Genomic DNA, 23,727 nt, shown 5'->3' on the forward strand with positions numbered 1-23,727 from the left:
GGGCCCCTTTTTTTCACGTCTCTCGAAGCTAGGGTGCTGACAGAAATTCAGGGGGGATTGAATGACTTTGAAGTGGGTCAGCCGCGCATTCGTTGCGGGCATGTTTGCAAGCACATCGATCGCAGCTCACGCAGCCACGCTGGAGCAGCCGCGTTATGAACCGGCACCGGGCTGGGTGGAAGCGCGCCAGCTCGACCCTGTCGGTGAGGGCGACAGGACCGTGCTGCTGCTGGTCGACAGCCAGATCCGCGTCGAGGACGATCGCTCCGTCGAATATCGCGATCTCGCCTATCAGGTCGTCTCGCCGGAAATGCTTTCCCGGCTCGGCAATGTGAAAGTGGAATGGCAGCCCGACGTTCAGGACGCGCTGATCCACGCCGTTTCGATCGTTCGCGGTGGAGAGACCATCGACGCGTTGAACGGCGGCAAATCGGTCGAAGTGATCCGCCGCGAGGCGGACCTGGAAAAACAGTCATTGGACGGCAAACTGACCGCGACAATGCAACTGACCGGCCTGCAGCTTGGGGACGTCGTTCGCGTGACCTATAGCGTCGTTTCTTCCGATCCGGCGCTCGGAGGTAATGCGGAGGGTCTGGAGAGCCTGCCCGTCGCACCGATCCAGGTCGGCCAGTATCATTTTCGCCTGCTCTGGCCCGAAGCGAAGGCCCTGCGCTGGACGGCCGACACAGAGCTGAGTGAAGAGAGCACCGGATCGGTGAGCCAGATCCATTTTGACGGGGTGCTACCCAAACTCAAGGACCAGCCCGAAAACGCGCCCGCCCGTTTCGTCCAGCCGCCCAAGGTCAACTATACCACCTTTTCGGACTGGCAGAGCGTCAGCCTTTCGGTTGCCCCCCTCTACAATGATCATGCGAAGCTAGTTCCCGGCGGCCCACTAGCCCAGCGGGCCGCAGCCATCGCCGCCGCGCATGATAGCCAGCTGGATCGCATGGCAGCCGCTGTGGAGCTAGTGCAGGATGAGGTGCGCTATCTGTACGAGGGGATGGAGTTCGGCAATTACACGCCGCAAGATCCGGCAGTCACCTGGGAAAAGCGGTATGGCGACTGCAAGGCGAAATCGCTGATGCTCCTCAGCCTGCTACGCGAACTCGGCATCGAAGCCGATGCGATGCTCGTGCGCGCCGAGGACGGTGATATCGTGGGCGAACTGCTGCCTGGGCTATACGCTTTCAACCATGTGGTGGTTCGCGCGAAAGTGGACGGGACCGACTATTGGCTCGACGGCACCATGCAAGGCACCACCCGCGCTAATATTGCCGACGTCGCCAACTTCGCCAAGGCACTTCCACTGACCGAAGCCGGAAGCGACCTGATCGACGTGCCGGTTCGTCCGATGAGCGAACCGACGCAGGTTCTGGAACGCGAGCTGGACCTGCGTGCAGGAGTTGGGTTCCCGGGCATCGACAGCATCACGATGCGGTTCCGGGGGCCGACCGCCACGCAGCTGCTTGCCGCACAGTCCAGCCTCGACAAGAAGAGCTTCGACGATGTGCTCGACGGGATACTTAGTTCGGCAGGCAATGACGGCGCAGTCTTCGAACGCTCGCTTCATTTCGAAAATGACGGCCAGACTGCCATTGTCAGCGGCAAGGCTCTCGAAAGCTATTACTGGCAATGGGAGGATCGCCGATATCAGACGCAGCTCAATCCGCCGGTAGAGAATTTCACGTTCGACGCCGATCGCGGGCGCGCCGCCTGGTCTCACATTCCGGTAATGGTCAACCATCCGCTTTATCAGGCGACCACGGTCAGGCTGTTGCTGCCGGAGATGGCAGAACCGTTCGAACTGCGCGGCGCGGCAAAGTTCGATGGCGGGATCGCGGGATATCAGTTTCATCACGACTATGAGCTTGCCGGGCAGATATTGACGGGCGACATGATGTATCGCTCGGTCGCGGCCGAGATTGCCGCATCGGAGCTTCCCGATGTCCGCACGCGGATTGCAAAGGCCAAAGCGGACAAGCTTCGCCTGCTCGTCCCGGCCAGCCTGACCAGCAAGACGCTCGCCATCCGTCAGAATGTGAAATCACCTGCGGTTAAGCGGCTTCGCGACGCCTATGCCGCCGCCATTGTCCAAGCCGATGACGACGATTTGCAGGCCTATCGCAACAGGGCTTCCTTCCTGACGGGTATCGGTGAGCATGCGGGTGCTGCGGACGATCTTGCAAAGGTGCTTGAGCAGGAACCGAGCGTTGCAGACTATATCTGGCATGCACAGCTGACCAAGGTGGACGATCCCGAAGCCGCGCTGCGATCGATTGCCAAAGCGCGCGAGCTGGAGCCGGCCTCTGCGAACGTCATGAACGGGCTTGCGAAAGTCCTATGGCTGAACAACCGGCCGGACGAGATCCTTCTGGCTGCAGACGAGTTCGAAGCGCTGGGCGTCGAGAAAACGGACGTGGACATGGTCCGCGCCACCGCAATGGCCTTGGCCGGGCGGGAAGAAGAGGCGGTTGCGCTGCTTGATGCCGCATTCGAGGAGAAGCCGGGCAACGCCGCGCTCTATCGCGCACGCTGTTCGCTCAAGGCGCAATATGGCCTTCAGCTGGAAAGTGCGCTGAAGGACTGCACGCGGGCGACGGAGCTTAGCGAGAACAGCTCCAGCGCGCTGGAAGACCGCGGCCTAGCTTATTGGCGCATGGACCGGAAAGAAGCGGCGATCGAAGACTGGCGCTCGGCGCTCCTTACCAACCCCGATGCACCGCATGCACGCTGGCTGCTTGGCCTCGCCCAAGGCGGTAAGGCTGGCGCGCAGATGCAAAGGGAAGCGATCCTCATGGACGAAGAGCTTCCGCTGGAACTAAAAAATTGGGGCCTCGCCGACTGATCCCGGCAAGGCCCCGAACATGGTCTGAAACAGTGACGGGGCTCGGCCCCGTTGCTGGCGGGATCAGTCCCGCGCAACACCCGCAGAACGCGCGGGAGCGGCAGCCGTGACGCGCAGCGCTTCGGCGGACTGGCTGAGCGAGCCGACTTCCTCGATCTCATCATCATCGTCGACCTGCACCTTCTGCAGCGACTGGACGAGCCCTTCTTCGAGATGTTTCGGCTTCACCGTCTGTTCGGCGATTTCGCGCAGCGCCACAACGGGGTTCTTGTCACGATCGCGATCGACGGTGAGGTCGGCGCCGCCGGAAATCTCCCGCGCGCGTTCTGCGGCGAAGAGTACGAGATCGAACCGGTTCGAGACCTTGTCGACACAATCTTCAACGGTAACGCGCGCCATGACGGCTCCTATAATCTGGGATGTACGGGATTTTTGACTGGCCGCAGGTAGGGATCGTACCAGCCAAAGTCAAGCGTGGCAGAGCCGGAATGCCCCTCCGCCTATCGGGCGGCGGGCGTGTTGCCCGCTGCCGCTGCGCTTGGCTTACCCGCGGGCGTCACGCGCCAGATGACATTGCCGACATCGTCGCTGACGAGCAGCGCACCGGTCTTGTCCGCGGCTAACATTGTGGGCCGCCCGTGCGCATTACCCTCCGCATCCAGAAAGCCGGTCAGCACCTCGATGGGCTTGCCTTGCGGTTCGTTCCCCTGAAACGGCACGAAGATCACATCGTAACCCGCTGCGGGCACGCGGTTCCAGCTGCCGTGGCGCGCCACGAAGGCACCATTGCCGAAGGGGCCGCCAAGCTTTGCCTGGCCGGCGAACAGCAAACCCAAGGGCGCGACATGCACGCCGAGGGAATAATCCGGACGCCGCTCATATTGCCGCTTGTCCGGAGCGGGGTCATCCAGCCGGGGGTCGGTATATCCGCCCCAATAATGATAGGGCCAGCCATAGTCCGAACCGAAGTCCACCAGCGCGAGATAGTCGGGCACCAGGTCGGAGCCCAGCATGTCGCGCTCGTTCACCGTGGTCCAGAGTTGATCAGTGCCGGGATGGAACGCCAGACCCACCGGGTTGCGAAGGCCGATTGCGTAGGGAATCGCCTTTCCGGTGTCCAGATCATACTGGATTACCATCGCACGGCCCTTTTCGGTATCCATGCCATTCTCGCCGATATTGCTGTTGGAACCGACCGCGATGTACAGCTTAGTCTCGTCCGGGGAGACCGCGAGATTGCGGGTCCAGTGATTGTTGGGTGCCTTGGCATTCAGCGCATAGATTTTGCGGCCCTTCGCGGAAATCTGCGTGTCACCCTGCGCATAAGGAAATTCCAGCAGCGCATCGGTATCGGCCACGAAAAAACGGTCGCCCACCAGCGCCATGCCGAAGGGGGAGTTCAATCCTTTCAGGAATGTCGATCGCAGATCCACCTCCCCGTCCCCATCGCTATCGCGCAGCAGCGTGATGCGGTTTGCAGACGGCGTGGCCGCGCCCGCCTTGCCGAGCAAATGCTTCATCACCCAACCCTCGATGCCGCCGTTCTCACGCGGAGGACTGTTGGTTTCAGCGACCAGAATATCGCCATTGTGCAGCGTGTAGAGATTGCGCGGATGATCGAGATCGACGGCGTAGCGCTCCACCTGGAGCCCCTGCGCGGCGGTCGGCTTCTGATCCGCCCCCCAGCGCGCGACTTCGGCAATATTCACCGTCGGCACCGTCTGGGGCCGGGGTTCACCGAGCACGGGATCGCGCCCCACCATCTGATCCATCGGCACCTGTGCCTTGTCAGGCCGGGTCAGCCAGAAGGCGACGCCGATCGCCAGGATGACAGCAATGATAGTAAGATTTCGGATATGTTTGCGCATATTATGGAATTACGCTGCGCGGGCGTGGCTGGCAAGCAGCGCCCGGCCTCATTACGCCGGGAAAATCGCTCAGCGCTTCGAGCGGTCGACCAGCCAGATGGCAAGCGCGATGGCTCCGCCGATCAGCAGACCGCCGATCATGTACAGCGATGATTGTCCGCGAAATATGCCGATGATCGCACCGATCAGCAGCCCGGCGGCGATGAAGAAACCGCCCGCGACGGGATTTTTGGAAGGAGGATTGGCCATACCGAGCCGCTTGGCATGCCCGGCCCGGGCGGACAAGGCCTGCTATGAAGAAGTCGTCAACCAAACTGCTCCATGGTTCTTGCACGGCTGACCGCTAGGGCCGTTGTCTGTCGGTCCGACCGATCCGTTTACACATCGATGGAGTATTCATGCAGGCACCCACTTTCCTGAAGCGCGACGACGTGGCCGAAGCGGAACTGCTGATCCGCAGTTTCGGACGCGCGGCAGGACTGGAAGCAGCCGAGCGCGCGGAAAGTAGCCGCAATATCGGAAATGCCCTGCAATTCTGCCGGTGGCGTCAAATCGAGCGGCTGATCCTGTTTCTTTCCGCACCGCAGGTGACCGGCACCGTGCACTGAGGAGAAAACACGCGCCTTAGAGCCTCAAACCCTCTGTTTCCGGCTGCCCGGTCATCAGGTTGAGATTCTGCACGGCCGCGCCGCTTGCACCCTTACCGAGATTATCAAGCATAGCGATCAAACGGGCCTGGCCGCCGTCACCGCTTGAAAACACATAGAGGTCGAGCCGGTCGGACGGCGCCTGATCCTTCGCGATCAGCATTTCGCCGATGCCATCGGTTTGCTTGACGGTGACGAGGCGCTCACCGTCATAATGTTCGGCAAGTACTTCTGCGAGGTCCTCCGCACGCCCCTTGGCGCCCATTGCCGCGAGCGGCAACGGCACCTCGACGAGCATTCCGCGAAAGCCAGGCACCACGGCAGGCGCAAAAATCGGCGTTTCGGCGAGGCCCGCATGGGCTTTCATTTCCGGGAGATGCTTGTGCTCCAGCGTCAAGCCATAGGCGCGAAAAGCAGGCGCCTCGGCCTGCTCGTAGCGTTCGATCAACGCCTTGCCACCGCCGGAATAGCCGGAAACCGCGTTCACGCTGTAGGGCCAGTCGGCCGGCAATAAGCCTTGCGCGACCAGCGGCGCGACGAGAGCAAGAAAACCGGTGGGGTAGCAGCCGGGGTTAGATACCAACCGTGCATTCTCGATCGCCGCGCGCTGGCCGGAGTTCAATTCGGCAAAGCCATAGGTCCACGCCGGATCAGTCCGGTGCACGCTCGATGCGTCGATAAAGCGGCTGTCCGGGCCGCCGAGCGACACAGCGTCACGCGCCGCATCATCGGGCAGGCACAATATGGTGACGTCGGCCGAGGCAATGGCATCGCGGCGGGCCGCGACGTCCTTTCTGCGCTCATCTTCGAGAACGATCACCTCGAACGCCGCGCGACCGCTGAGGCGCTCGCGGATTTCAAGTCCGGTGGTACCGGCGGCTCCATCGATGAAAACGGTGTTCATAGTACTGCCCCATCCAGCGCGAGCGAATAACGCGATGGTGCGCCGTTAGCGGACAAGCGGGCGTACTGGCAACGCCCCCGCCGCGGTGCGACTAGTGGTTCGCGAAGCTTGGTGCTTCGCCGCGGGCCGGGAAGCCCTTGTCGCGCTTTTCGGCGTCGGACTTGATGAAGCGCTCAAACCGATCGAGGAAGCTTGCGCCCTTGTCGGTCCCCACCACAAAGACATTGCGCCCATCCGCCTCGTCTCGCTGCCGACGCAGATAGCCAAGCTGCCCCAGCTTGTTGAGCGCACGCGTAATGACGGGTTTCGAGACCTTTAGCTTCTCCGCCAGTCCGCGAACCGTGTGCGGTCCGCGACGGGTATAGACGGTGAATATGATGGCCATTTGGCGATTGGTGAGGTCAGGATCACCTGAGCGCACATAGGCAATCAGGGTATCCATCCAGTCCAACATAGAGTCCGTGGTGGAAAGCGGATTCTGGTCCATCAACATATCGCAAAGAACGGCTTGTGCGGGAAATGGTTTCCTTGCCGTTATATTCGTTCGCGGCTTGCGACCGCTGCCTATCCGTAACGGTTTTTCAGATAACGGAAGCTGGCACGCAGACCGAGTGCTTCCCCGCCCTTGGGCCGTCCGGGCTTGGCCGATGGACGCCACGCAAAGGTGTCAAAATGCGCCCAGTCCGCTTTTTCCGGTGCAAACTTCTTCAGGAACAGCGCGGCCGTGATCGATCCGGCGAACCCGCCGCTGGCGCTGTTCACGCAGTCGGCGATATCGCTGGAGAGCATCTCCATATAGCCGTCCCACAGTGGCAGCCGCCATAGCGGGTCGTCCTCCGTCTCGCCGCCTTCGGTGAGGCCTGTGGCAAGAGCATCGTCATTGGCGAACATCGCCGGCAGATCGGGGCCGAGCGCAACCCGCGCCGCGCCGGTAAGGGTGGCGAAGTCGATCACCAGTTCCGGGTTGTCCTCGCCTGCCTTGGTCAACGCGTCGGCCAGGATTAGACGCCCCTCGGCATCGGTGTTGTCGATTTCCACCGTCGTGCCGCTGCGCGCGGTGATGACGTCGCCAGGGCGCAGGGCGTTGCCCGAAATGGCATTTTCGACGGCGGGTACCAGCATATGGAGCCTTACCGGAAGGTTCGCCTTCATCACCAGTTCGGCGAGCGCGAGGGCGTGGGCGGAGCCGCCCATATCCTTTTTCATCAGCCGCATGCCGGTCGACGATTTGACGTCGAGGCCGCCCGAATCGAACACGACGCCCTTACCGATGATCGCCAGTTTGGGATGATCTTCCCTCCCCCAGCGCAGCTCGATCAGCCGGGGCGCGTGCTCGCGCATCGCAGCCTGACCAACCGCGTGGATCAAGGGATAACCGGTTTCCAGCGCATCGCCGCGTGTCACCTCCACGCTGCCGCCATGCGCCTTGGCAATGCGTTCGGCTTCCGCTTCAAGCGCGGGCGGTCCGCAATCGACCGGCGGCGTGTTGACCAAATCGCGCACCAGCGCGGTCGCTTCGGCCAACATGACCATCTGGTCGATCTTCGCAGGCTCATCTGTCAGCAGCACGCGCGGCCCTTCAGACGGAGCCTCGAGATAGCGCGTGAACTTGTACTGCCCCATCAGCCAGCCGAACACGGCAGCGCCGGGATGTCCGTTCCCAAGCTTGTAAGTGCCCGCAGGCAGCGTCTCCGACAGCTTGGCGAGACACCAGGTCGAAAGCGCATCGCCATCTTCCACCCCTGCGACTACGGACCAGCTATCGCCTTCACCTGGAAGGATCGTGAAAGTGGCGGGCTCTGCCTTGAAGCGGTGCGCAGCCATCGCGGTGCGTTCCCGCGCGCTGCGGCTCTTGGACCATTGTTCGAAACCGTTCGTCGAAACGCAGTGGATCGGCACGGCGTCCTGGCCGTTGTCGGGGCGAATGAGCTGGCTGTATTGTGTCATGCAGAATCCTTAAACCCGGACCGAGCCCGATGCCCAGCCCCGTCCACCGGAGAAAATCGATGCGAAGTTTGTCCCTTGCCCTGGTGGTTACGCTTGGCGTTGCAGCCTGTTCCTCCGGCGATACCGTGCAACAGGATGAGCAGACCAGCCCGAAGGCAAGCGCTCGCGCTGAAGCGTCTGCCAAGGAAGCCGTCGCCACCGCTGCTAGCGACACCAGCGGCGCGCAGGGGTCGGCTTGGGACTACAAACAGAAAAACGACCTTTACGAATTCGAATATAAATTCCCCGCCGTGGCGCCAAAGCTGGCCGCCATTCTGAAGAAGGAGGCCGAAAGTGCGGAGGCGCAGCTGAAGGCCGATACGAAGCAGGCCCGTATCGAGGCGAACAATAGCGACTTTCCCTATCGCCCCTACGACCTGATGTACGTCTGGCAGCAGGTTGCCGACATTCCGGCCTTCCAGAGCCTCTCGGCGCAAATCTACAGCTTCTCTGGCGGTGCGCACGGTAATACCGCTTATGACAGCCTGGTATGGGACAAGTCGGCGGGCCGGGAGATGAAGCCGATCGATTTCTTCACCTCCTCATCCGCCCTGGGCGCCCAAATTCGCCAGACATATTGTAAGAAACTGGATGCCGAGCGCCGCAAGAAACGCGAAGGCGATCCTGGCGATCCCAACGGCATGTTCAACGAATGCATCGATCCGATGGAACAGACGCTGCTGCTGGGCTCGTCCAACGGCAAAAGCTTCAATCGGCTGGGGATCATCGCCGGGCCCTATGCCGCCGGCCCCTATGCCGAGGGCAGCTACGACGTCACCTTGCCGGTGACGCAGGCCATCCTCGATCAGGTGAAACCTGAGTATAAATCCGCCTTTTCCGTGATGCGCTGACCCTTATTCCGCTGCGGCCATGACGGGCGGGGCATGCTCCGCCTGTCCGGCCTGGTGGAACACCAGCTCGCCATCGTCGATCGGGTCCTTCAGCAGGATTTTCCGGTCCAGCAGATAGTCTTGGTTGAGCTTCCACGGTTGGCGCGATCCGCTCTTGGGCAGGATATCCATCGACCGCTGGAAATAGCCGGAGGAGAAATCGAACGCCGCCTCGGCCTCCACCGATCCGTTGGCGGGCAACGTTGGGACCGCATAATCGCCCACCCGCGCCTCGACGGTATTAATGAACCGGCAGAAATAGCGCGCCACGATGTCCGCCTTCAGCGTCCAGCTGGCATTGACGTAACCGAACACGGCCGCAAGGTTCGGAATCCCGCTAAACATCGATCCCTTGTAATAGATGCGATCGGCGAAATTCACCGGTTCCCCATCGATATCGAAAGCGATCTTGCCGGCCACCGCCAGCTTCAGGCCGGTGGCGGTGACGATGATGTCCGCATTCAGATGTTCGCCCGATTTCAACTGAATGCCGGTCTCGTCGAAACGATCGATATGGTCGGTCACGATACTGGCATCGCCCGCCTTCAATGCCTCGAACATGTCCGCATCGGGCACCAGGCAAAGCCGCTGCTCCCACGGATTATAGGGCGGCGTGAAATCCTTCTCGTCCATCTGCCCGCCCAGCGCCTCGCGAATCTTGCCGTGCAGAAACTCGCCAACCTTGCCGGGCTTGGAGCGGGCGCGGTTGAAGAAGAAGCGCTGCAACAGGACGTTGCGCTTGCGGATCAACTTGTAGGCCGTGCTGTCGGGCAGGACCTTGCGCAGACCGTTGGCGATCGCGTCCTCGGACGGGCGGATTGCATACCAGGTCGGCGTGCGCTGGAGCATCGTGACATGCGCCGCTTTCTTCGCGATCGAGGGCACCAGCGTCACCGCCGTGGCGCCCGACCCGATCACCACCACCCGCTTGCCCGAATAGTCGAGATCGTCGGGCCAGAATTGCGGGTGGACGATCTGCCCGCCGAAATCCTCGCGCCCTTCGAAATGCGGTTCGTGCCCCTTGTCATAATCATAATAGCCGGAAGCGAGATAGAGATAGCGCGCGCTGCACTTTGTGCGATGGCCCTCCCCATCGACGGATTCCAGCGTCCATAAAGCGGTCTCGCTCGACCATTTGGCGGTCGATACCTTCTGGCCGAAGCGGATATGCTGCTCAATGTCGCGCTCTTTGGCGATCCGATGGATATAGTTCCAGATCGAAGGGCCGTCGGCGATCGCCTTTTGCTCTGTCCAGGGTTCGAAATCGAAGCCAAGCGTGTGCATGTCGCTGTCCGATCGGATGCCGGGATATTGGAACAGATCCCAGGTGCCGCCCAGATCGTCGCGCTGCTCGAGGATGGCGAAGGTCTTGCCCGGACAATCGCGCTGCAGATGCACTGCCATGCCGATTCCCGATAGACCCGCGCCCACGATCAGGACGTCGAATTGCTCTTGGCTCATGTCACACTCTCCTCGATGGCAGAGTGTATAGGTTGCATTGCAGGACGCAAGTCGCAGCGGGCGATTCGCAGGAAGCCGAGCTTATTGCGAATGGAAAGTCGCGAGAGTCCCTATACCGGCAGGCCTGTTCGGCTCCGCCCGAACGCTTGTTGCGAATGAGCGAGCGGCGCAGGCGAAGGAAGGTCATCCTGCCGTTTTTACACCCTCACCGCGCGGTAGGACAGCGCCCCCTGCCCGCGCCTATTTCGTAAGCCAGATTTCGCCATAGCCGTTGAACGCCGGCGCGATCTTGTGTTTCAATTCGTGCGCGTCCGAAAAGGCCAGGTTCGGGAAGCGATCGAACAGCATCGGCAGCGCGATGCGGCCCTGCGCGAGCCCCAGTTGCGCCCCCAGACAATAATGCGCGCCGCCGCCGAAAGCGAAATGCGTGATCTCGTCCCGGCCAATGTCGAAGGCCTGCGGATTTTCGTTGAGCGCCGGATCGTAATGCGCGCCGAACAGCGAGAGGTGGATGGTCTCCCCCTTGGCGATGCACTGGCCGTTCACCTCCATGTCCTCCGGCGCGGTGCGCAGGCACTGGGCCACCGGCGGCTCGACGCGCAGCACCTCGTCCAGCGCCTTGTCAATCAGCGCGGGATCGCCTTTCAGCTTGGCGAGCTGATCCGGGTTCTGCAGCAGCTTCACCACGCCGCTGCCGATCATGTCCGTTGTCGTACTGTTGCCAGCAATCAGCAGCAAGCGGATCAGCAGCACGATATCGCGCGTCGTCAGCGTGTCGCCTTCTTCCTCGGCGCGGGCGAGGCCGGAGATCAGATCGTCCCCAACGCCGCCGCGGCGCTTTTCCACCTCGCGCGCCAGATAGTCGGCCAGCGTCGTCGTTCCTTCCTCATATAGTGCCGTCTGTTCGGCGGTGCGGAAGGGATTGAGCGCCTGCATGCAGCCCAAAGACCAGCGGCGAAAATCCTTGCGATCCGCCGGATCGATGCCCAGCAGTTCGGCCATCACAGTGGTGGGCAGCGGAGAGCCGAATACGGCGACGAAATCGAACGGATCGTCGGCCGCCTCGATATCGTCGGCCAGCGTGGCCGCGATCGCATCGATCCGCGGCAGCAGCGCATCGACGGCGCGCTTGTTGAATGCCTTCAGCACCAGCCGCCGCTGGCGCGCATGGTCCGGATCGTCGAGCATCAGCAGCGACAGCTCCTTGCTGTTCGCGCCGTAAAGCGTCTTGGTGAACGTCCCTTCATTGGCCTTGGCCGGATCGACCACCAGGCTGCGGTCCTTCACCAGCCGCTCCACCTCATGCCCGCCGGTCACGAAATAACGGCCGAGCTGCTGATCGTGATGCACCGGCTCCGCCGCGCGCAGGCGATCGAGCGTCACCCAAGGCGTTTCGCGATAGGTCGGGTCGATCGCGGACAGGGCGTAGCCCGTCGGCAGCGTGGTTTCGTCGGTCATCTGATGCCCCCCGGATGTTGTCAGAACCGTTCGCGCTGAGCATGTCGCAGCACGGTTCTTCTATGCGGAGGGCAGACAAAAAAGAACAGCCTCCTTCGACTGGCGGAAGGATGGACGGAAATAGAACCACGTCATTGCGAGGCCGCAGGCCGAAGCAATCCAGGGCCGTTACAGCGCTGCATCCGCTCTGGATTGCTTCGTCGCCTGCAGGCTCCTCGCAATGACGGTGGGTTGCAACCGATTGGGCGGCTAAGCCGGCACCCCGAACAGATCGTGCTCGTCCGCCTCTTCGATTTCCACGTCGAGGATATCCCCCGGCTTCATCTCGCCCGAAACGTTGCGCAGATAGACATGCCCATCGATCTCCGGCGCATCGGCCTGGCTGCGGGCGGTGGCGCCGATGTCGCCATCCTCATCGGGCTCGCCCACTTCATCGACGATCACCGGCAGGGTGCGACCGACCTTGGCCTGCAGCTTCGCGGCCGAAATCGCGGCGGTCTTTTCCATGATCCGAGCAAAGCGCTCTTCCTTCACCTCTTCGGGCACCGGATCGGGCAGCGCATTGGCTGCTGCGCCCTCCACGGGTTCGAAGCGGAACGCGCCGACGCGGTCCAGCTGCGCCTCGTCCAGCCAGTCGAGCAGATACTGGAAGTCCTCCTCCGTCTCGCCGGGGAAGCCGACCACGAAGCTGGAGCGGACCGCAATGTCCGGGCAAACCTCGCGCCAGGCTTTGAGGCGGCCGAGCACCTTGGCCTCGTTCGCCGGGCGCTTCATCCGCTTGAGCACGGACGGTGCGGCATGCTGGAACGGGATGTCCAGATAGGGCGTCAGATAGCCTTCGGCCATCAGCGGGATGACCTGATCGACATGGGGGTACGGGTAGACATAGTGCAGCCGCACCCATGGCGAAGCGCCGTCGATGGTGCGAAGCTGACCCAGTTCGCGCGCCAGATCGGTCATATGCGCGCGCACTTCGCGGCCCTTCCATGCGCGTGGCTCGTGCCGGGTGTCGACGCCATAGGCCGACGTGTCCTGGCTGATGACGAGCAGTTCCTTCGTGCCCGCCGCCACCAGCTTTTCCGCCTCGCGCAGCACCGCGTCGATGCGGCGGCTGGCAAGGTCCCCGCGCAAAGACGGAATGATGCAGAAGCTGCAGCGGTGATTGCAGCCCTCCGAAATCTTCAGATAGCTGTAGTGGCGCGGCGTCAGCTTCAGCCCGCCGATGGTGTCGAGGTTCGGGATCAGATCGACATAGGCCCCGCGCGCAGGCGGGGCCGCTTCGTGCACCGCGCCGACCACATCCTCATATTGATGCGCCCCGGTGATGGCGAGCACGTCCGGAAAGCGCGCGCGGATGGCGTCGGCTTCATTGCCCATGCAGCCGGTCACGATCACGCGGCCATTGGCGTTCATGGCCTCGCCGATCGCCTCCAGACTTTCCTCCTTGGCGGAATCGAGGAAGCCGCAGGTGTTGACCAGTACCACGTCCGCGCCTTCATAATCGGGCGCCATGTCGTAACCGTCCGCGCGCAGGCGCGTGAGGATGCGTTCGCTGTCCACCAGCGCCTTGGGACATCCCAGCGAGACCATGCCCACCTTGGGCGGCGTTTCGATTTTCGTTGCCATGATGCGGGCGCAGATAGGCGCGAACAGGTGAAATGTCACCGTTCTCCTGATAGAAGGTTCATCGCTTCTGCTACCGCCGGAGCGATGCAGCTATCAAGGAACAGGGCCGCCGCCATGAATATTCTCATCATCCTGCTCGCCGCGCTGGCCGCGTTTCTGGTGGGCGGGCTGTGGTACGGGCCTGTCTTCGGCAAGGCGTGGATCCGGCTGATCGGCAAGGCGGCGGACGGTCTGCCGGCGGGAAACATGTTCAAGATCTACGGCCTCGCCTTCCTGTTTGCGCTGCTGCAGGCGACCATGCTCGCGCATATGTTCGATCGGCTGGGCGATCCACCCTTCCATATCGTGATGATGATTTCCTGCGGTCTGGCACTGGGTTTCGTGATCCCGGCGATCGGCACGAACTATCTATTCCGGCGCGAACCGCGGAAGCTGTTCTTCATCGATGCCGGATACTGGCTCGCCTTCTACGCGGCGATGGGCCTCGTATTCGCGCTGCTCGGCTAAGCTATCTATCCGCGCTGGTGCCGGTTCCGGCGACGATCTCTACCACCGTATCGCCCGCCTGCATGGACTGGGCTTCTTCCTGCCAGAAACCGAAGGGCTGTCCGTCCCGGTAGAGCCGCACGCCTACGCCGGTTTTCAGCGCCGTCATCGGCTGACCATATTCCTCCGGCTGGATCGCGCGTTCGGCGAGCGCCACGCGGCCCGTTACGGAGGCGAGGTCCGAGATATAATCGGCGATATGTTCGCCGTGGCAGCTTCCCGCCAGCAGCAAACCGGCAAAGTTCACCGGGTTGATGACATTGTTCGCGCCTGCCTGCCGCGCGAGCAGCTCGTTGTCCGATGCGCGCACGACCACGCTGATCGGCACGTCCGGTGCCAGATGGCGGACGGTCAGCACGATCAGGATCGAGGTATCGTCGCTGCCCGCCGATACAATCACCGAGGCTGCCGTGCTTACGCGCACGTCGGTCAATGTCTGGTCGCGCGTCGCGTCCGCGGAAAGGACGGTACAGCCCATGCTTTCCGCCGCGGCGGTTGCATCGGGGCTCTTGTCGACCACCACGATCGACTTTGGATCCTGCCCGCGCTCCAGCAACTCCTTGGTCGCCTCCTGCCCGCTGACCCCGAAGCCCGCGACCACGATATGGCCGCTCAAATTACCCTGCAGAAGTTTCATACGCCATTTGTCCCAGGTACGCTTGAGCACGAAGTTATAGGCCGTGCCGACGAAAATCAGCACCACGAAGACGCGGATCGGCGTCACGATCAGTGCATCGAACAGCCGCGCGCGCTCCGTGACAGGCGCGATATCGCCATAGCCGGTGGTGGTGATCGATATCATCGTGAAATAGACGACATCGAGGAAACTCACCTCGCCATCATAATTATCCTGAAGGCCGGTGCGGTCGAACCAGTGAACGGCCACGGCCAGTCCGATCAGGAAGAAAACGAACAGCACGCGCAGCATCGCGTCCGCCCAGACGGGCAGAGAGCTTTTGCGCGTCAGCATCGCGGTGCGGCTACGCTGGCGCGAACGGACGCTGCTTTCTCTTGATCCGTCAACCATCAGCTGCTCGGCAACTTGCTGGCGGGATCGATGGGTTTGCGCTTCTGGCGGATTTCGAAATGCAATTGGGGCTCACTGACATAACCGGTCTGGCCGACGGTGCCGATCGGCTCACCGGCGCCGACCTTTTCGCCGCGCACCACGTCCAGCCGGCCAAGATGACCGTAAGCGGTAATCCAGCCGCCGCCATGATCGATCAGCACAAGCCCGCCGAACACGCCGATCTCATCGCCCGAATAGGCCACCACACCGCTGCCTGCGGATAGCACCGGCGTACCGGCCTTGGCCGCGATATTGATGCCATCATTGATCCGCCCATCCTTGTTCGAACCGAAGCTGGAGAGCAGCCGCCCGCGCACTGGCCAAGCAAAGCGTCCATTGAAAACGGCAGGCTGCGCAATCGCGGTGGCCACGGCCTGCTGCGGCTTGGCGACGGCGGCGGTAGCGCGCCGTCCTTCCGCCAGCGCAGGCTGGCTGCCGGTGACGATATCGTCGATCCCGATGCTGAAGGCAGCGGCGCGGCGTTCCAGAGCGCTGGCCTGATCGGAAGTAACAGCGGCGGGCGCTCCAGATGGGATGGGTGCGGCGGCGGTGCGTACGGGCTGCATCGTAGCAGCGCCTTCTGGCACCTGCAGCTTCTGCCCGATGCGCAAAATGTAAGGTTCCTCCAGCCCGTTCAGCGCAACCATATCCGCCCAGCGCACGCCATAAGCCTGCGCAATGGCAATGCCGGTCTCTCCAGCGGCAACGCTGTGATAGCGCCCGCCGGGAATGATCAGGCGCTGTCCCGGATAGATGGTGAACGGCGGCGGCAGATTGTTGGCGGCAGCAATCGCCTCCGATCCCGCGCCGGTGCGGTTGCCGATCCCGCGCAGCGTATCGCCCGCGCGCACGACATATTCGCCAGGCTTCACGGCGCTGTCCCGCTTCACCACCTGGCCGCCGTCCCATGTGGGACGCGGCGGGGCGACGAGCGCGCCGTCATTGGTTTCCAGAAGCGGACCGGGCTTGAAAGGGGTGGACGCCGGCGGTGCGGCAGCGCGGCGTGCGGGGGCCTGAACGGACGGAATGCAAGCGGACAGCATGGCAGCCGCCACTCCTGCGCCCATCGCTCCCCTTATCGCGCTCATTCCCCTCATCGACACAGCTTCTAGGCTTGATCGCGCTCTTTTGCCAATGGCCTAGAGACCCGAATAGGCGTCCGCGAGACGCCCGAGCGAGGCGTCGTGCGTCAGATCCAGCTGCAACGGCGTGATCGATACGAAACCGTCGCCAATCGCCTCCAGATCGGTTTCCTTACCGGGCGTATGCTCCACGCCCTGCAGGCCGAACCAGTAATAGTCATAGCCGCGCGGATCGGTGCCCTTGACGATGCTGGAGCGGCGATAATCGTGAAACCCCTGCCGGACGATGCGCACGCCCTGAACCGCATCGGCGGCGACCGGGGGGAAATTGACGTTGACCAATGTACGGCGCGCGAAGTCCATGTTCAGCAGCGGACGAATAACCTTGGCACCCCAGTTGCGCGCCGCGGCGAAGGGCACTTCATCGCCCATGCCTTCCTTGGAATAGACCTGGCTGAGCGCGATTGACCGGATACCGGCCAGCGCGCCCTCCACCGCTGCGGAGACGGTGCCCGAATAGGTAACGTCATCGCCAAGGTTGGCGCCGCGATTGACGCCCGACAGGATAAGGTCCGGGCGGCGATCCGCCCCCAGAACCTGGCTCAGCCCCATCATCACCGAGTCGGTGGGCGTACCGCTGACAGAGAAGCGCCGCTCACCATGTTTGCGCAGGCGCACCGGCCGCGTCAGCGTGAGCGAATGGCCCGCGCCAGACTGCTCCTCGGATGGGGCGACCACCCAGATGTCGTCCGAAAGCTCTGCCGCAATTTCCTCCAGCACCTTGAGGCCGGGGGCATGGATGCCGTCGTCATTGGTCAGAAGTATCCGCATGGACAGGGCCTATGCCGCCCGACGATTGGCCTGGCAAGGCAAGCTTCCGGCGCCGTTTTTGAAACCGCCCCGGCCCTGCGCCGTTGATCCGGCAGAAGGAGAAACAGAAAATGCAAATACCCCATGATGCCGCCGTTCTGGTCTGCGACGGAGAAAAGCTGCTCTGGCTGCGTAACGAGGGCGATGCGGATTATCCCAACCTTGAAGTTGAGGGAAAGCGCAAGGAAGATAATCCGCCGGACCGCGAACTGACGGCCAATCGCCGTGGCCGCGTACAGGAAAGCGCCGGGCATGGCCGCAGCGCCTATGAGGAAACGGACTTCCATCAGCTGGCCGAAGATCGCTTTGCCGCGGACGCTGCCGAAATGCTGAAGAGCCGGGCGCTCAAGAACGAATATGAGAAGCTGATCGTCGTCGCCCCGCCGCGCACCCTTGGCGAAATGCGCAAGCATTATCATGTCGAGGTGGAACAGCGCCTGATCGGCGAAGTGGACAAGGAATTGACCGGCCATCCGCTCGACGAGATCGAGAAGATCATCAAGGCGAGCTAAAAACGGTTCCGTCAATCCACTCGCATTTTCGTGGCGTCAATTGCGACATCGCGGATGGATTTGAACTTTAGATGACTTAAAAAAAAGGGCGGTCCGTCGAGGCCGCCCTTTTGATATGCGTAACCGGTCAGGAAATAATCAGGCGGCGCGCGCCTCTCCCTTCTTCTTGGCGAACTTGCGACGGGCGAAAAGGGCTGCGGCGCCTGCACCGAACAGCAGAACCATGGGCGGCGCGGGGACATCGGTGCCGCCCGTCGAGCTGTGATCGCCCGGATTGTCGGGACGGTCGGGATTTTCCGGATTGCCCGAATTGTCACCCCAGTCGTCGGTGGAGCCGGACGAGGTGTTCTGGCCCTGCCCTTGGCCTTGGCCCTGCCCTTGGCCCTGCTGCTGTCCTTGGCCTTGCTGCTGACCCTGTTGCTGGCCTTGCTGCTGCCCCTGGTCCTGACCCTGATGCTGGCTTTGCTCGTTCTTGTTATTGTTCTCGTTTTCGTTGTTGTTGTAGTTGCCGTTTTTGTTTTCGTTATTGTTTTTGCTGCTATTATCGTTGTTGTTCTCGTTATTATTCTCGATCGAGCCTTCGTTCTTGTTGTCGATATCGATATTATTGCCGTTATCGACGTTATTCTCATTCTTGTTGCTATTATCGACATCGACGTCGACCTTGGCACCGCCGGTCGAGCTGCTCGTCGAGCTGGTGCTGGAGAGTTCCACCTTCGTGCCGCCGGTGGAGCTGACGACGATACCGCCGCCGCCGCCACCGCCGCCGCCGAAGAAGCCGCCGAAGAAGCCTCCACCGCCGAAGCCGCCGCCTGATCCACCGACCGCAACGGGAATGCCGCCACCGCCGCCAATGAACTCGCCGCCGCCTTCAAACGCAGGGGGGAGCGGGGCGTAGGGGACCGGCACCGGCGGGAGCGGCTGCGCGCCCTGCGATGCGACCGTCACCACCGTGGGCGTGGCCGCACAGCTGGTGGTCGTCGTGGTCTTCGTCACCTTGGTGCGCTTCACCTTGCGGGCGGGGCCATGTTTGGAGATGGTGCGGCTGCGCTTCACCAGTTTGGTGGGATAGCTTTCCTTCGCCACCTGCTGTTCGTACTGTTCCTGCGCGGTCGCGGGGCTGTCCGTGATCTGCATGGCTCCGCCACCAATGATCGCACCCCCGCAGGTGCATGCACAAAGTTTCGCAAGGGCCATCCGTACCGACATGATATCTCTCTCTCGTTGCGCGGAGGGTAAGAGCGGTCGATCCACCCATTTCCGCCTCTCGATATCTCAGGGAAGCCAGAAGATTGGGTTAAGCTCAACGCGATTAACCGCAAATCCTAACGCTTTGCTGTCCCGAAACGAAGAAATCGGGGGACGATCCGGTTTCTGTCCCGAACTGGCACTCGGTTGGGCTGGAATCTTCCATATCGCGCCCTGTGGCACGGCCCCGGCGTCGATAGCGTGGCGAATTGGCATCACCGCGCCTGTCGATCCCATTTTCGGCAATTCTCTATGCTTGTTTGCGCCCCACCCCCTGTCTATAGGCCCGGCGAAGAGGAACACCGGTGGTAGCTACCCCGGCCATTCGGGGGTCTGCTTCCGCGCGTCGGAGAGTCGAGATGGATCAAGCCCTTGATCGCGGTGAAGAAAATGGTGCGGCGCCGCCGCCGGCCATGGACGATGGCGAAAACGCCTATATCCCGTCGGACAGCGAAGAGTTCATGAACGAGCGCCAGCTGCGCTATTTCGAAGAGCTTCTGCTGGACTGGAAACGCTCGATCCTGAACGAGGCGAGCGGCACACTCAACAATCTGCAGGAGGGCCCGATCCGCGAGGCGGACCAGAACGATCGCGCCTCCAGCGAGACCGACTGGGGCATCGAACTGCGCACCCGCGATCGCCAGCGCAAGCTGATCGGTAAGATCGACGCCGCGCTGCGCCGCATCAAGGACGGCGAATATGGCTATTGCGAAGTGACGGGCGACCCCATCTCGCTGGGTCGCCTGCGCGCCCGTCCTATCGCCACGATGACGGTGGAAGCGCAGGAGCGCCACGAACGCCGCGAAAAGATTTCTCGCGACGACTGAGCGAAGGCCGTCTCCTAGGGGCGTCTGCCGCAAAAATGTTGATGCCGGCGCGCGCGCGTTAACGCTTTGCTGATGTTCACCGCGCTAATATCGCGTTCGTGAATTTACGACTGAGGCGAGCGAAGCGACGATGACCAAGCCGTTCCTGCCACCATATGAGAGCGAGGCCGAGGGCCAGCTTCCGCGCGACAAGGATCGCGACAGCCTGTTTCTTCAGGCTGACGTACGGATTCCCGGCAAGTGCAACGCCACCCGCGTGCGCATCCGCAATCTATCCGCCGGCGGCCTGATGGCCGAAGCGCCGGTCGAGGTGGAACGCGGTGACGTGGTGCATGTCGATCTGCGCAATGTGGGGGATGTTAGCGGCAAGGTTGCCTGGACGGCGGAGGGCCGATTCGGCGTCGCCTTCGACCATCCGATCGATCCGAAGCAGGTGCGCAAACCCGTAGGGTCCGCCGACACCCGCCCCAATTTCATCCGGAAACTGGACATTATGGGCCGTCCGATCGGCCCTAAATCCTACTGACGAGCAAGCGGGCGCGCCTGCCCGCTCAGGTCTCTAGCCAATAGATATCGACCGGCACTTTCAGTTCTCCGAACAGCCGGCCGACCGGCACACTGGAAGACGCACCATCGGCTATCGCCTTTTCCAGCAAAGCCTTTTCGTCGTCACCCTCGATCGTGAACAGCACCGTGCGCGATTCGCGGATCGCAAGGACCGTCAGCGTCACACGGTCCACCGCCGCATCCTCCGGCATCGGATCGGGGCGCACGCCCACGGCACGCCGCTCGCTTGGTCCGGCAACCGCCTCATCCATATCGGGCCCCGGATAGATCGAGGCCGTGCTTCCGTTCGCCCCGACGCTGAGCCAGACGAGATCCGGCGGCCAGTGCAAATCCTTCAACCGAGCATCGGCCGCACTGCCGGCCAACTTGTAATCCTCCGCCTCACTGGTGATCGGCAGCACCCGCGCGCCCAGCGGCAGAAAAGTGCGCGCGATATTGGCGATGTTGGACCGCGGATCGTCCACCGGCACCAGCCGGTCGTCCGTCGGCACGATCGTCACATTCTTCCAGCGGATGTCGCGTTCTGCGAGTTTCTCGAACAGCGGCACCAGTGCGGCATGGCCCGGAAACGCGACCAAGGCCTGGCCGCGCGCCTCCAGCGCGCTTTCGATGATGAAGCCGATGTCACCGGCGACGGCATCGGCCAGTTCGTCCTTATCCTCGAACTCCCACCATTCGACTTCGGTCATCGCGATATCGCTTTCCTGTATTTCCATCGCACCGACATAGGCGCGCCGGGCGCTGCGATCAAACGGCGCGTTCGCCTTGCGCTCAATCGTCGAAGCTGAAGTCCGGCAGCGAGTTGAAGGCATTCTTCAACGCATCGCCCCAGCCGGTTGAAACCTGCGCGAAATAAGGATCGTGCGGACCGAAGCGCTTCTTGTGGAGCACGCTCTTGCTCTGCGGGTCGACCACCATGAGATCGATTGGCGGATCGACGCCGGCATTGGCGCGAATGGTCGAGTCGAACGAGACGAGCAGCAGCTTCACCGCCTCCTCAAAGCTCATCTTGGGATCATAGGCGCGCACCAGGATCGGGCGGCCATATTTGGTTTCGCCGGACTGGAAGAAGGGATTATCCTGCCCCGCCTCGATGAAATTGCCTTCGGGATAGATGTAGAAAAGCGTGGGATCGCCATCGCCCACCTGCCCGCCCACAATCAGCGTGCCATTGAATGTGCCAGGCTTGCCGCCCGTTTCTTTCACCTGCTTGCGGATCACCTCGCGCAGCGTATCGCCGATGATGGTCGCGACCTGAAACATGGACGGCGCGCCCATGATCGTCGGCGTCCGGTCGGCCGGCGCCTTCGAACGCTCGTCGATCAGGCTGATGACGGCCTGTGTCGTGGCGAGATTACCCGCGCTTAGCACCACGATCACCCGGTCACCGGGCACTTCCCAGCAGGTCAGTTTCTTCACGGTGGAAATATCGTCCACGCCCGCATTGGTACGGGTGTCGGACATGAAAACGAGGCCCCTGTCGAGTTTGAGGCCCACGCAATAGGTCATAAATTTCAAATCCCTAGGAAGGGCCGGACGTCGAACCCTGACTTTGCTGTTGCTGCTGACCCTGCGTCTGGACCTTCAGGTCGACGTGTAGCTCTTCCTGCGCGGAGCCATAGCGCATTCCCGATATCGGAGCGGCCCCGCGATAGTCCAGCCCTGTTGCGACGCGGACATAGCGTTCATCCGGCGAGATGACATTGGAAATATCGAAACCGATCCAGCCGACGCCGTCCACATAGGCTTCCGCCCACGCATGGGTCGCATCCTGATCGATCACGTCATCGATCTTGAGATAGCCGGACACATAGCGTGCCGGATAGCCGAGTTCGCGCGCGGCGGCGATGAAGACATGCGCATGGTCCTGACACACCCCCTGCTTGTTCCGGATCGCATCCTCGGCGGATGTTTCGACATTGGATGTGCCGACCTGATAATCGACCCGGTCGCGGATCAACGCGGACAGCGCATGCAGCCGGGAGATATCGGCATCGTCCGATTTCAGGTCTGCCAGAATGCCGCGAACGCCCTCGCCAACCTGGGTCAGCGATGTCTGGCGGCGGAACAGCCAGAGCGGCGCGTAACCACCATGACCGCCGATGATGCCATCGGTCTGCGGTGTCTCGACCTCACCGCGGCAGATGATCGAAAGTTCGGTAGCCCCCGGTTCGATCCGAATGAGGTCGACCGCATTATTGTGCTCGTCGTCAAAGGTCAGTTCCTTGGTGCCTCCGGAAACCTCGATCGACCAATCGATGATACGCTGGCCGGCGCGGGCCTTCGGCGTAAGGCGGACCTGTTGCAGGCCGTACGGGACACCGGCGTCATAGCCATAGGTGGTTCGGTGAAAGATGGTGAGACGCATAGGGGTCAATCCAGAAAACGATAATCTTGTTCGATCGCGGCGGCGACGCCGGCATTCTCATCCAGGAAGTTGCCGAGAAACTCGTGCAATCCTTCTTCGAAGACCGATTGAATCGTGCTGTTGTTCAGCTTTGCCGCGATCGTGCGGGCACGGATGCAGCTATCCATTTCCTCGCCATGCTCACCCGCGATGAAATCGGAACATTTGGCAATGGTATCGTAACAAAAGGCGAGGCTGCGGGGCAGTTGCCGGTTGAAGATCAGGAAATCCGTGATCGATCGGGCGCTCATGTCGCTGCCGACCGCCCAGCGATAGGCGCTGTGCGCAGAGCAGGAGCGCAGGATTGTCTCCCACTGAACATTGTCCATGCTGGAGCCAACGCCGATGCTGGACGGCAGCAGCACGAAATATTTCACGTCGATAATGCGCGCGGTGCTGTCTGCCCGCTCGATGAAGGTACCGAGCCTGGCAAAGTGAAAGCCTTCATTGCGAAGCTGCGTCCCTAAGATCGCGCCGCGGACCAGCGCGCTGTAGCGGCGGATCATGTCGATCATGTCGGGAAGATCGCGGTCGGCCACTGGCTCGGCTAACGCGCGCTTCATCTCCATCCAGCATTCGTTGACCGATTCCCACACCTCGCGGGTCAGCGCGGTGCGCACCAGCCGGGCATTGTCGCGCGCGGCCTTGACGACGTTGAGAACGCTGGACGGATTGTCGCGGTCTCGCAGCAACCAGTCGATCACGTCGGACTGGTGGAATTCCTCGAATTTCGCGGCAAAAGCATCGCGGCTGGCAGCGGTGGTGAGGATGGACGCCCACTCGTCATTGGCGGAGGAATTGCGCGTCATCGCAATGCGCAGACCTGCTTCCAACAGCCGCGCATAGTTTTCGCTGCGCTCCATATATCGGGCCATCCAGTAGAGGCCCCCTGCGGTCTTTCCTAGCATCGC

The 23,727-nt window shown here is 62.1% G+C and carries 24 protein-coding genes; 7 read left to right on the forward strand and 17 right to left on the reverse strand.

Features of this window, described 5'->3' with window-relative positions; translation table 11 throughout:
* The first annotated feature begins 61 nt into the window (after positions 1-61).
* A complete protein-coding gene (locus tag H7X45_RS07935) occupies positions 62-2,848 on the forward strand; it encodes a DUF3857 domain-containing protein (RefSeq protein WP_187334381.1) in 2,787 nt (928 codons plus the stop codon).
* A gap of 63 nt (positions 2,849-2,911) precedes the next feature.
* Here H7X45_RS07935 and rpoZ read toward each other — a convergent pair whose 3' ends face one another.
* The 3 genes from rpoZ to H7X45_RS07950 all read right to left on the reverse strand — a co-directional run bounded on the left by rpoZ (position 2,912) and on the right by H7X45_RS07950 (position 4,965).
* On the reverse strand, positions 2,912-3,247 hold the full coding sequence (rpoZ, locus tag H7X45_RS07940) for a DNA-directed RNA polymerase subunit omega (protein WP_187334382.1): 336 nt from the start codon (positions 3,245-3,247) through the stop codon (positions 2,912-2,914).
* Positions 3,248-3,348: 101 nt separating this feature from the next.
* Entirely contained in the window at positions 3,349-4,716 is a 1,368-nt protein-coding gene (locus H7X45_RS07945; RefSeq protein WP_187334383.1) for a PQQ-dependent sugar dehydrogenase, read from the reverse strand.
* A 69-nt stretch (positions 4,717-4,785) separates the two neighbouring features.
* Positions 4,786-4,965, reverse strand: a complete 180-nt coding sequence (locus tag H7X45_RS07950; RefSeq protein WP_187334384.1) for a hypothetical protein — start codon at positions 4,963-4,965, stop codon at positions 4,786-4,788.
* A 149-nt stretch (positions 4,966-5,114) separates the two neighbouring features.
* Between H7X45_RS07950 and H7X45_RS07955 the strand changes: the two genes are divergently transcribed.
* Positions 5,115-5,324: a hypothetical protein gene (locus H7X45_RS07955; protein ID WP_187334385.1), complete on the forward strand. Its 210-nt coding sequence runs from the start codon at positions 5,115-5,117 to the stop codon at positions 5,322-5,324.
* Between the two features lie 16 nt (positions 5,325-5,340).
* On the opposite strand, the gene argC is transcribed toward H7X45_RS07955, so the two are convergent.
* The 3 genes from argC to H7X45_RS07970 all read right to left on the reverse strand — a co-directional run bounded on the left by argC (position 5,341) and on the right by H7X45_RS07970 (position 8,214).
* Positions 5,341-6,267: an N-acetyl-gamma-glutamyl-phosphate reductase gene (gene argC / locus H7X45_RS07960; protein ID WP_187334386.1), complete on the reverse strand. Its 927-nt coding sequence runs from the start codon at positions 6,265-6,267 to the stop codon at positions 5,341-5,343.
* Positions 6,268-6,358: 91 nt separating this feature from the next.
* Positions 6,359-6,754: a MarR family transcriptional regulator gene (locus H7X45_RS07965; protein WP_232343460.1), complete on the reverse strand. Its 396-nt coding sequence runs from the start codon at positions 6,752-6,754 to the stop codon at positions 6,359-6,361.
* Between the two features lie 77 nt (positions 6,755-6,831).
* Positions 6,832-8,214: a leucyl aminopeptidase family protein gene (locus tag H7X45_RS07970; RefSeq protein ID WP_187334388.1), complete on the reverse strand. Its 1,383-nt coding sequence runs from the start codon at positions 8,212-8,214 to the stop codon at positions 6,832-6,834.
* Between the two features lie 59 nt (positions 8,215-8,273).
* Between H7X45_RS07970 and H7X45_RS07975 the strand changes: the two genes are divergently transcribed.
* Positions 8,274-9,104, forward strand: coding sequence for a DUF4163 domain-containing protein (locus H7X45_RS07975; RefSeq protein ID WP_187334389.1), 831 nt, complete (start codon positions 8,274-8,276; stop codon positions 9,102-9,104).
* A 3-nt stretch (positions 9,105-9,107) separates the two neighbouring features.
* Here the strand turns inward: H7X45_RS07975 and H7X45_RS07980 are convergent, their stop codons facing one another.
* The 3 genes from H7X45_RS07980 to rimO form a co-directional block, all read right to left on the reverse strand.
* A complete protein-coding gene (locus H7X45_RS07980; RefSeq protein WP_187334390.1) occupies positions 9,108-10,604 on the reverse strand; it encodes a flavin-containing monooxygenase in 1,497 nt (498 codons plus the stop codon).
* Between the two features lie 240 nt (positions 10,605-10,844).
* Complete coding sequence (locus tag H7X45_RS07985; protein WP_187334391.1) at positions 10,845-12,062, reverse strand: cytochrome P450; 1,218 nt, start codon at positions 12,060-12,062, stop codon at positions 10,845-10,847.
* 249 nt (positions 12,063-12,311) lie between these two features.
* Positions 12,312-13,688 carry a 30S ribosomal protein S12 methylthiotransferase RimO gene (rimO, locus tag H7X45_RS07990; RefSeq protein WP_187337051.1) on the reverse strand — a complete coding sequence of 459 codons (1,377 nt, stop codon included), beginning with the start codon at positions 13,686-13,688 and terminating at the stop codon, positions 12,312-12,314.
* 114 nt (positions 13,689-13,802) lie between these two features.
* On the opposite strand from rimO, the gene H7X45_RS07995 reads away from it, so the two are divergent.
* On the forward strand, positions 13,803-14,195 hold the full coding sequence (locus H7X45_RS07995; RefSeq protein WP_246449395.1) for a DUF1761 domain-containing protein: 393 nt from the start codon (positions 13,803-13,805) through the stop codon (positions 14,193-14,195).
* Between the two features lies 1 nt (position 14,196).
* On the opposite strand, the gene H7X45_RS08000 is transcribed toward H7X45_RS07995, so the two are convergent.
* The 3 genes from H7X45_RS08000 to surE all read right to left on the reverse strand — a co-directional run bounded on the left by H7X45_RS08000 (position 14,197) and on the right by surE (position 17,216).
* Entirely contained in the window at positions 14,197-15,204 is a 1,008-nt protein-coding gene (locus H7X45_RS08000) for a potassium channel family protein (RefSeq protein ID WP_246449396.1), read from the reverse strand.
* Positions 15,205-15,260: 56 nt separating this feature from the next.
* Positions 15,261-16,370 carry a LysM peptidoglycan-binding domain-containing M23 family metallopeptidase gene (locus H7X45_RS08005; protein ID WP_246449397.1) on the reverse strand — a complete coding sequence of 370 codons (1,110 nt, stop codon included), beginning with the start codon at positions 16,368-16,370 and terminating at the stop codon, positions 15,261-15,263.
* A 72-nt stretch (positions 16,371-16,442) separates the two neighbouring features.
* Complete coding sequence (gene surE / locus H7X45_RS08010; RefSeq protein ID WP_187334395.1) at positions 16,443-17,216, reverse strand: 5'/3'-nucleotidase SurE; 774 nt, start codon at positions 17,214-17,216, stop codon at positions 16,443-16,445.
* 110 nt (positions 17,217-17,326) lie between these two features.
* On the opposite strand from surE, the gene H7X45_RS08015 reads away from it, so the two are divergent.
* Positions 17,327-17,767: a host attachment family protein gene (locus H7X45_RS08015; protein ID WP_187334396.1), complete on the forward strand. Its 441-nt coding sequence runs from the start codon at positions 17,327-17,329 to the stop codon at positions 17,765-17,767.
* Positions 17,768-17,905: 138 nt separating this feature from the next.
* On the opposite strand, the gene H7X45_RS08020 is transcribed toward H7X45_RS08015, so the two are convergent.
* On the reverse strand, positions 17,906-18,904 hold the full coding sequence (locus H7X45_RS08020) for a hypothetical protein (RefSeq protein ID WP_187334397.1): 999 nt from the start codon (positions 18,902-18,904) through the stop codon (positions 17,906-17,908).
* 524 nt (positions 18,905-19,428) lie between these two features.
* On the opposite strand from H7X45_RS08020, the gene dksA reads away from it, so the two are divergent.
* Complete coding sequence (gene dksA / locus H7X45_RS08025; RefSeq protein ID WP_198095650.1) at positions 19,429-19,842, forward strand: RNA polymerase-binding protein DksA; 414 nt, start codon at positions 19,429-19,431, stop codon at positions 19,840-19,842.
* 130 nt (positions 19,843-19,972) lie between these two features.
* Complete coding sequence (locus H7X45_RS08030; RefSeq protein WP_187334399.1) at positions 19,973-20,368, forward strand: PilZ domain-containing protein; 396 nt, start codon at positions 19,973-19,975, stop codon at positions 20,366-20,368.
* Positions 20,369-20,393: 25 nt separating this feature from the next.
* Here the strand turns inward: H7X45_RS08030 and H7X45_RS08035 are convergent, their stop codons facing one another.
* From H7X45_RS08035 to H7X45_RS08050, 4 genes are all read right to left on the reverse strand, one after another.
* Positions 20,394-21,098 (reverse strand): 6-phosphogluconolactonase, encoded by a 705-nt coding sequence (locus tag H7X45_RS08035; protein WP_187337053.1) that lies wholly within the window; start codon positions 21,096-21,098, stop codon positions 20,394-20,396.
* A gap of 82 nt (positions 21,099-21,180) precedes the next feature.
* On the reverse strand, positions 21,181-21,918 hold the full coding sequence (locus H7X45_RS08040; RefSeq protein WP_187334400.1) for a proteasome-type protease: 738 nt from the start codon (positions 21,916-21,918) through the stop codon (positions 21,181-21,183).
* 13 nt (positions 21,919-21,931) lie between these two features.
* Positions 21,932-22,777, reverse strand: a complete 846-nt coding sequence (locus H7X45_RS08045; protein WP_187334401.1) for a transglutaminase family protein — start codon at positions 22,775-22,777, stop codon at positions 21,932-21,934.
* 5 nt (positions 22,778-22,782) lie between these two features.
* The gene (locus tag H7X45_RS08050) at positions 22,783-23,724 is read right to left on the reverse strand and encodes an alpha-E domain-containing protein (protein ID WP_187334402.1); all 942 of its coding nucleotides are present in this window, start codon (positions 23,722-23,724) and stop codon (positions 22,783-22,785) included.
* Between the last annotated feature and the right edge of the window lie 3 nt (positions 23,725-23,727).

The organism is Novosphingopyxis iocasae (genome assembly GCF_014334095.1).
GTDB classification, from domain to species: Bacteria; Pseudomonadota; Alphaproteobacteria; order Sphingomonadales; family Sphingomonadaceae; genus Novosphingopyxis; species Novosphingopyxis iocasae.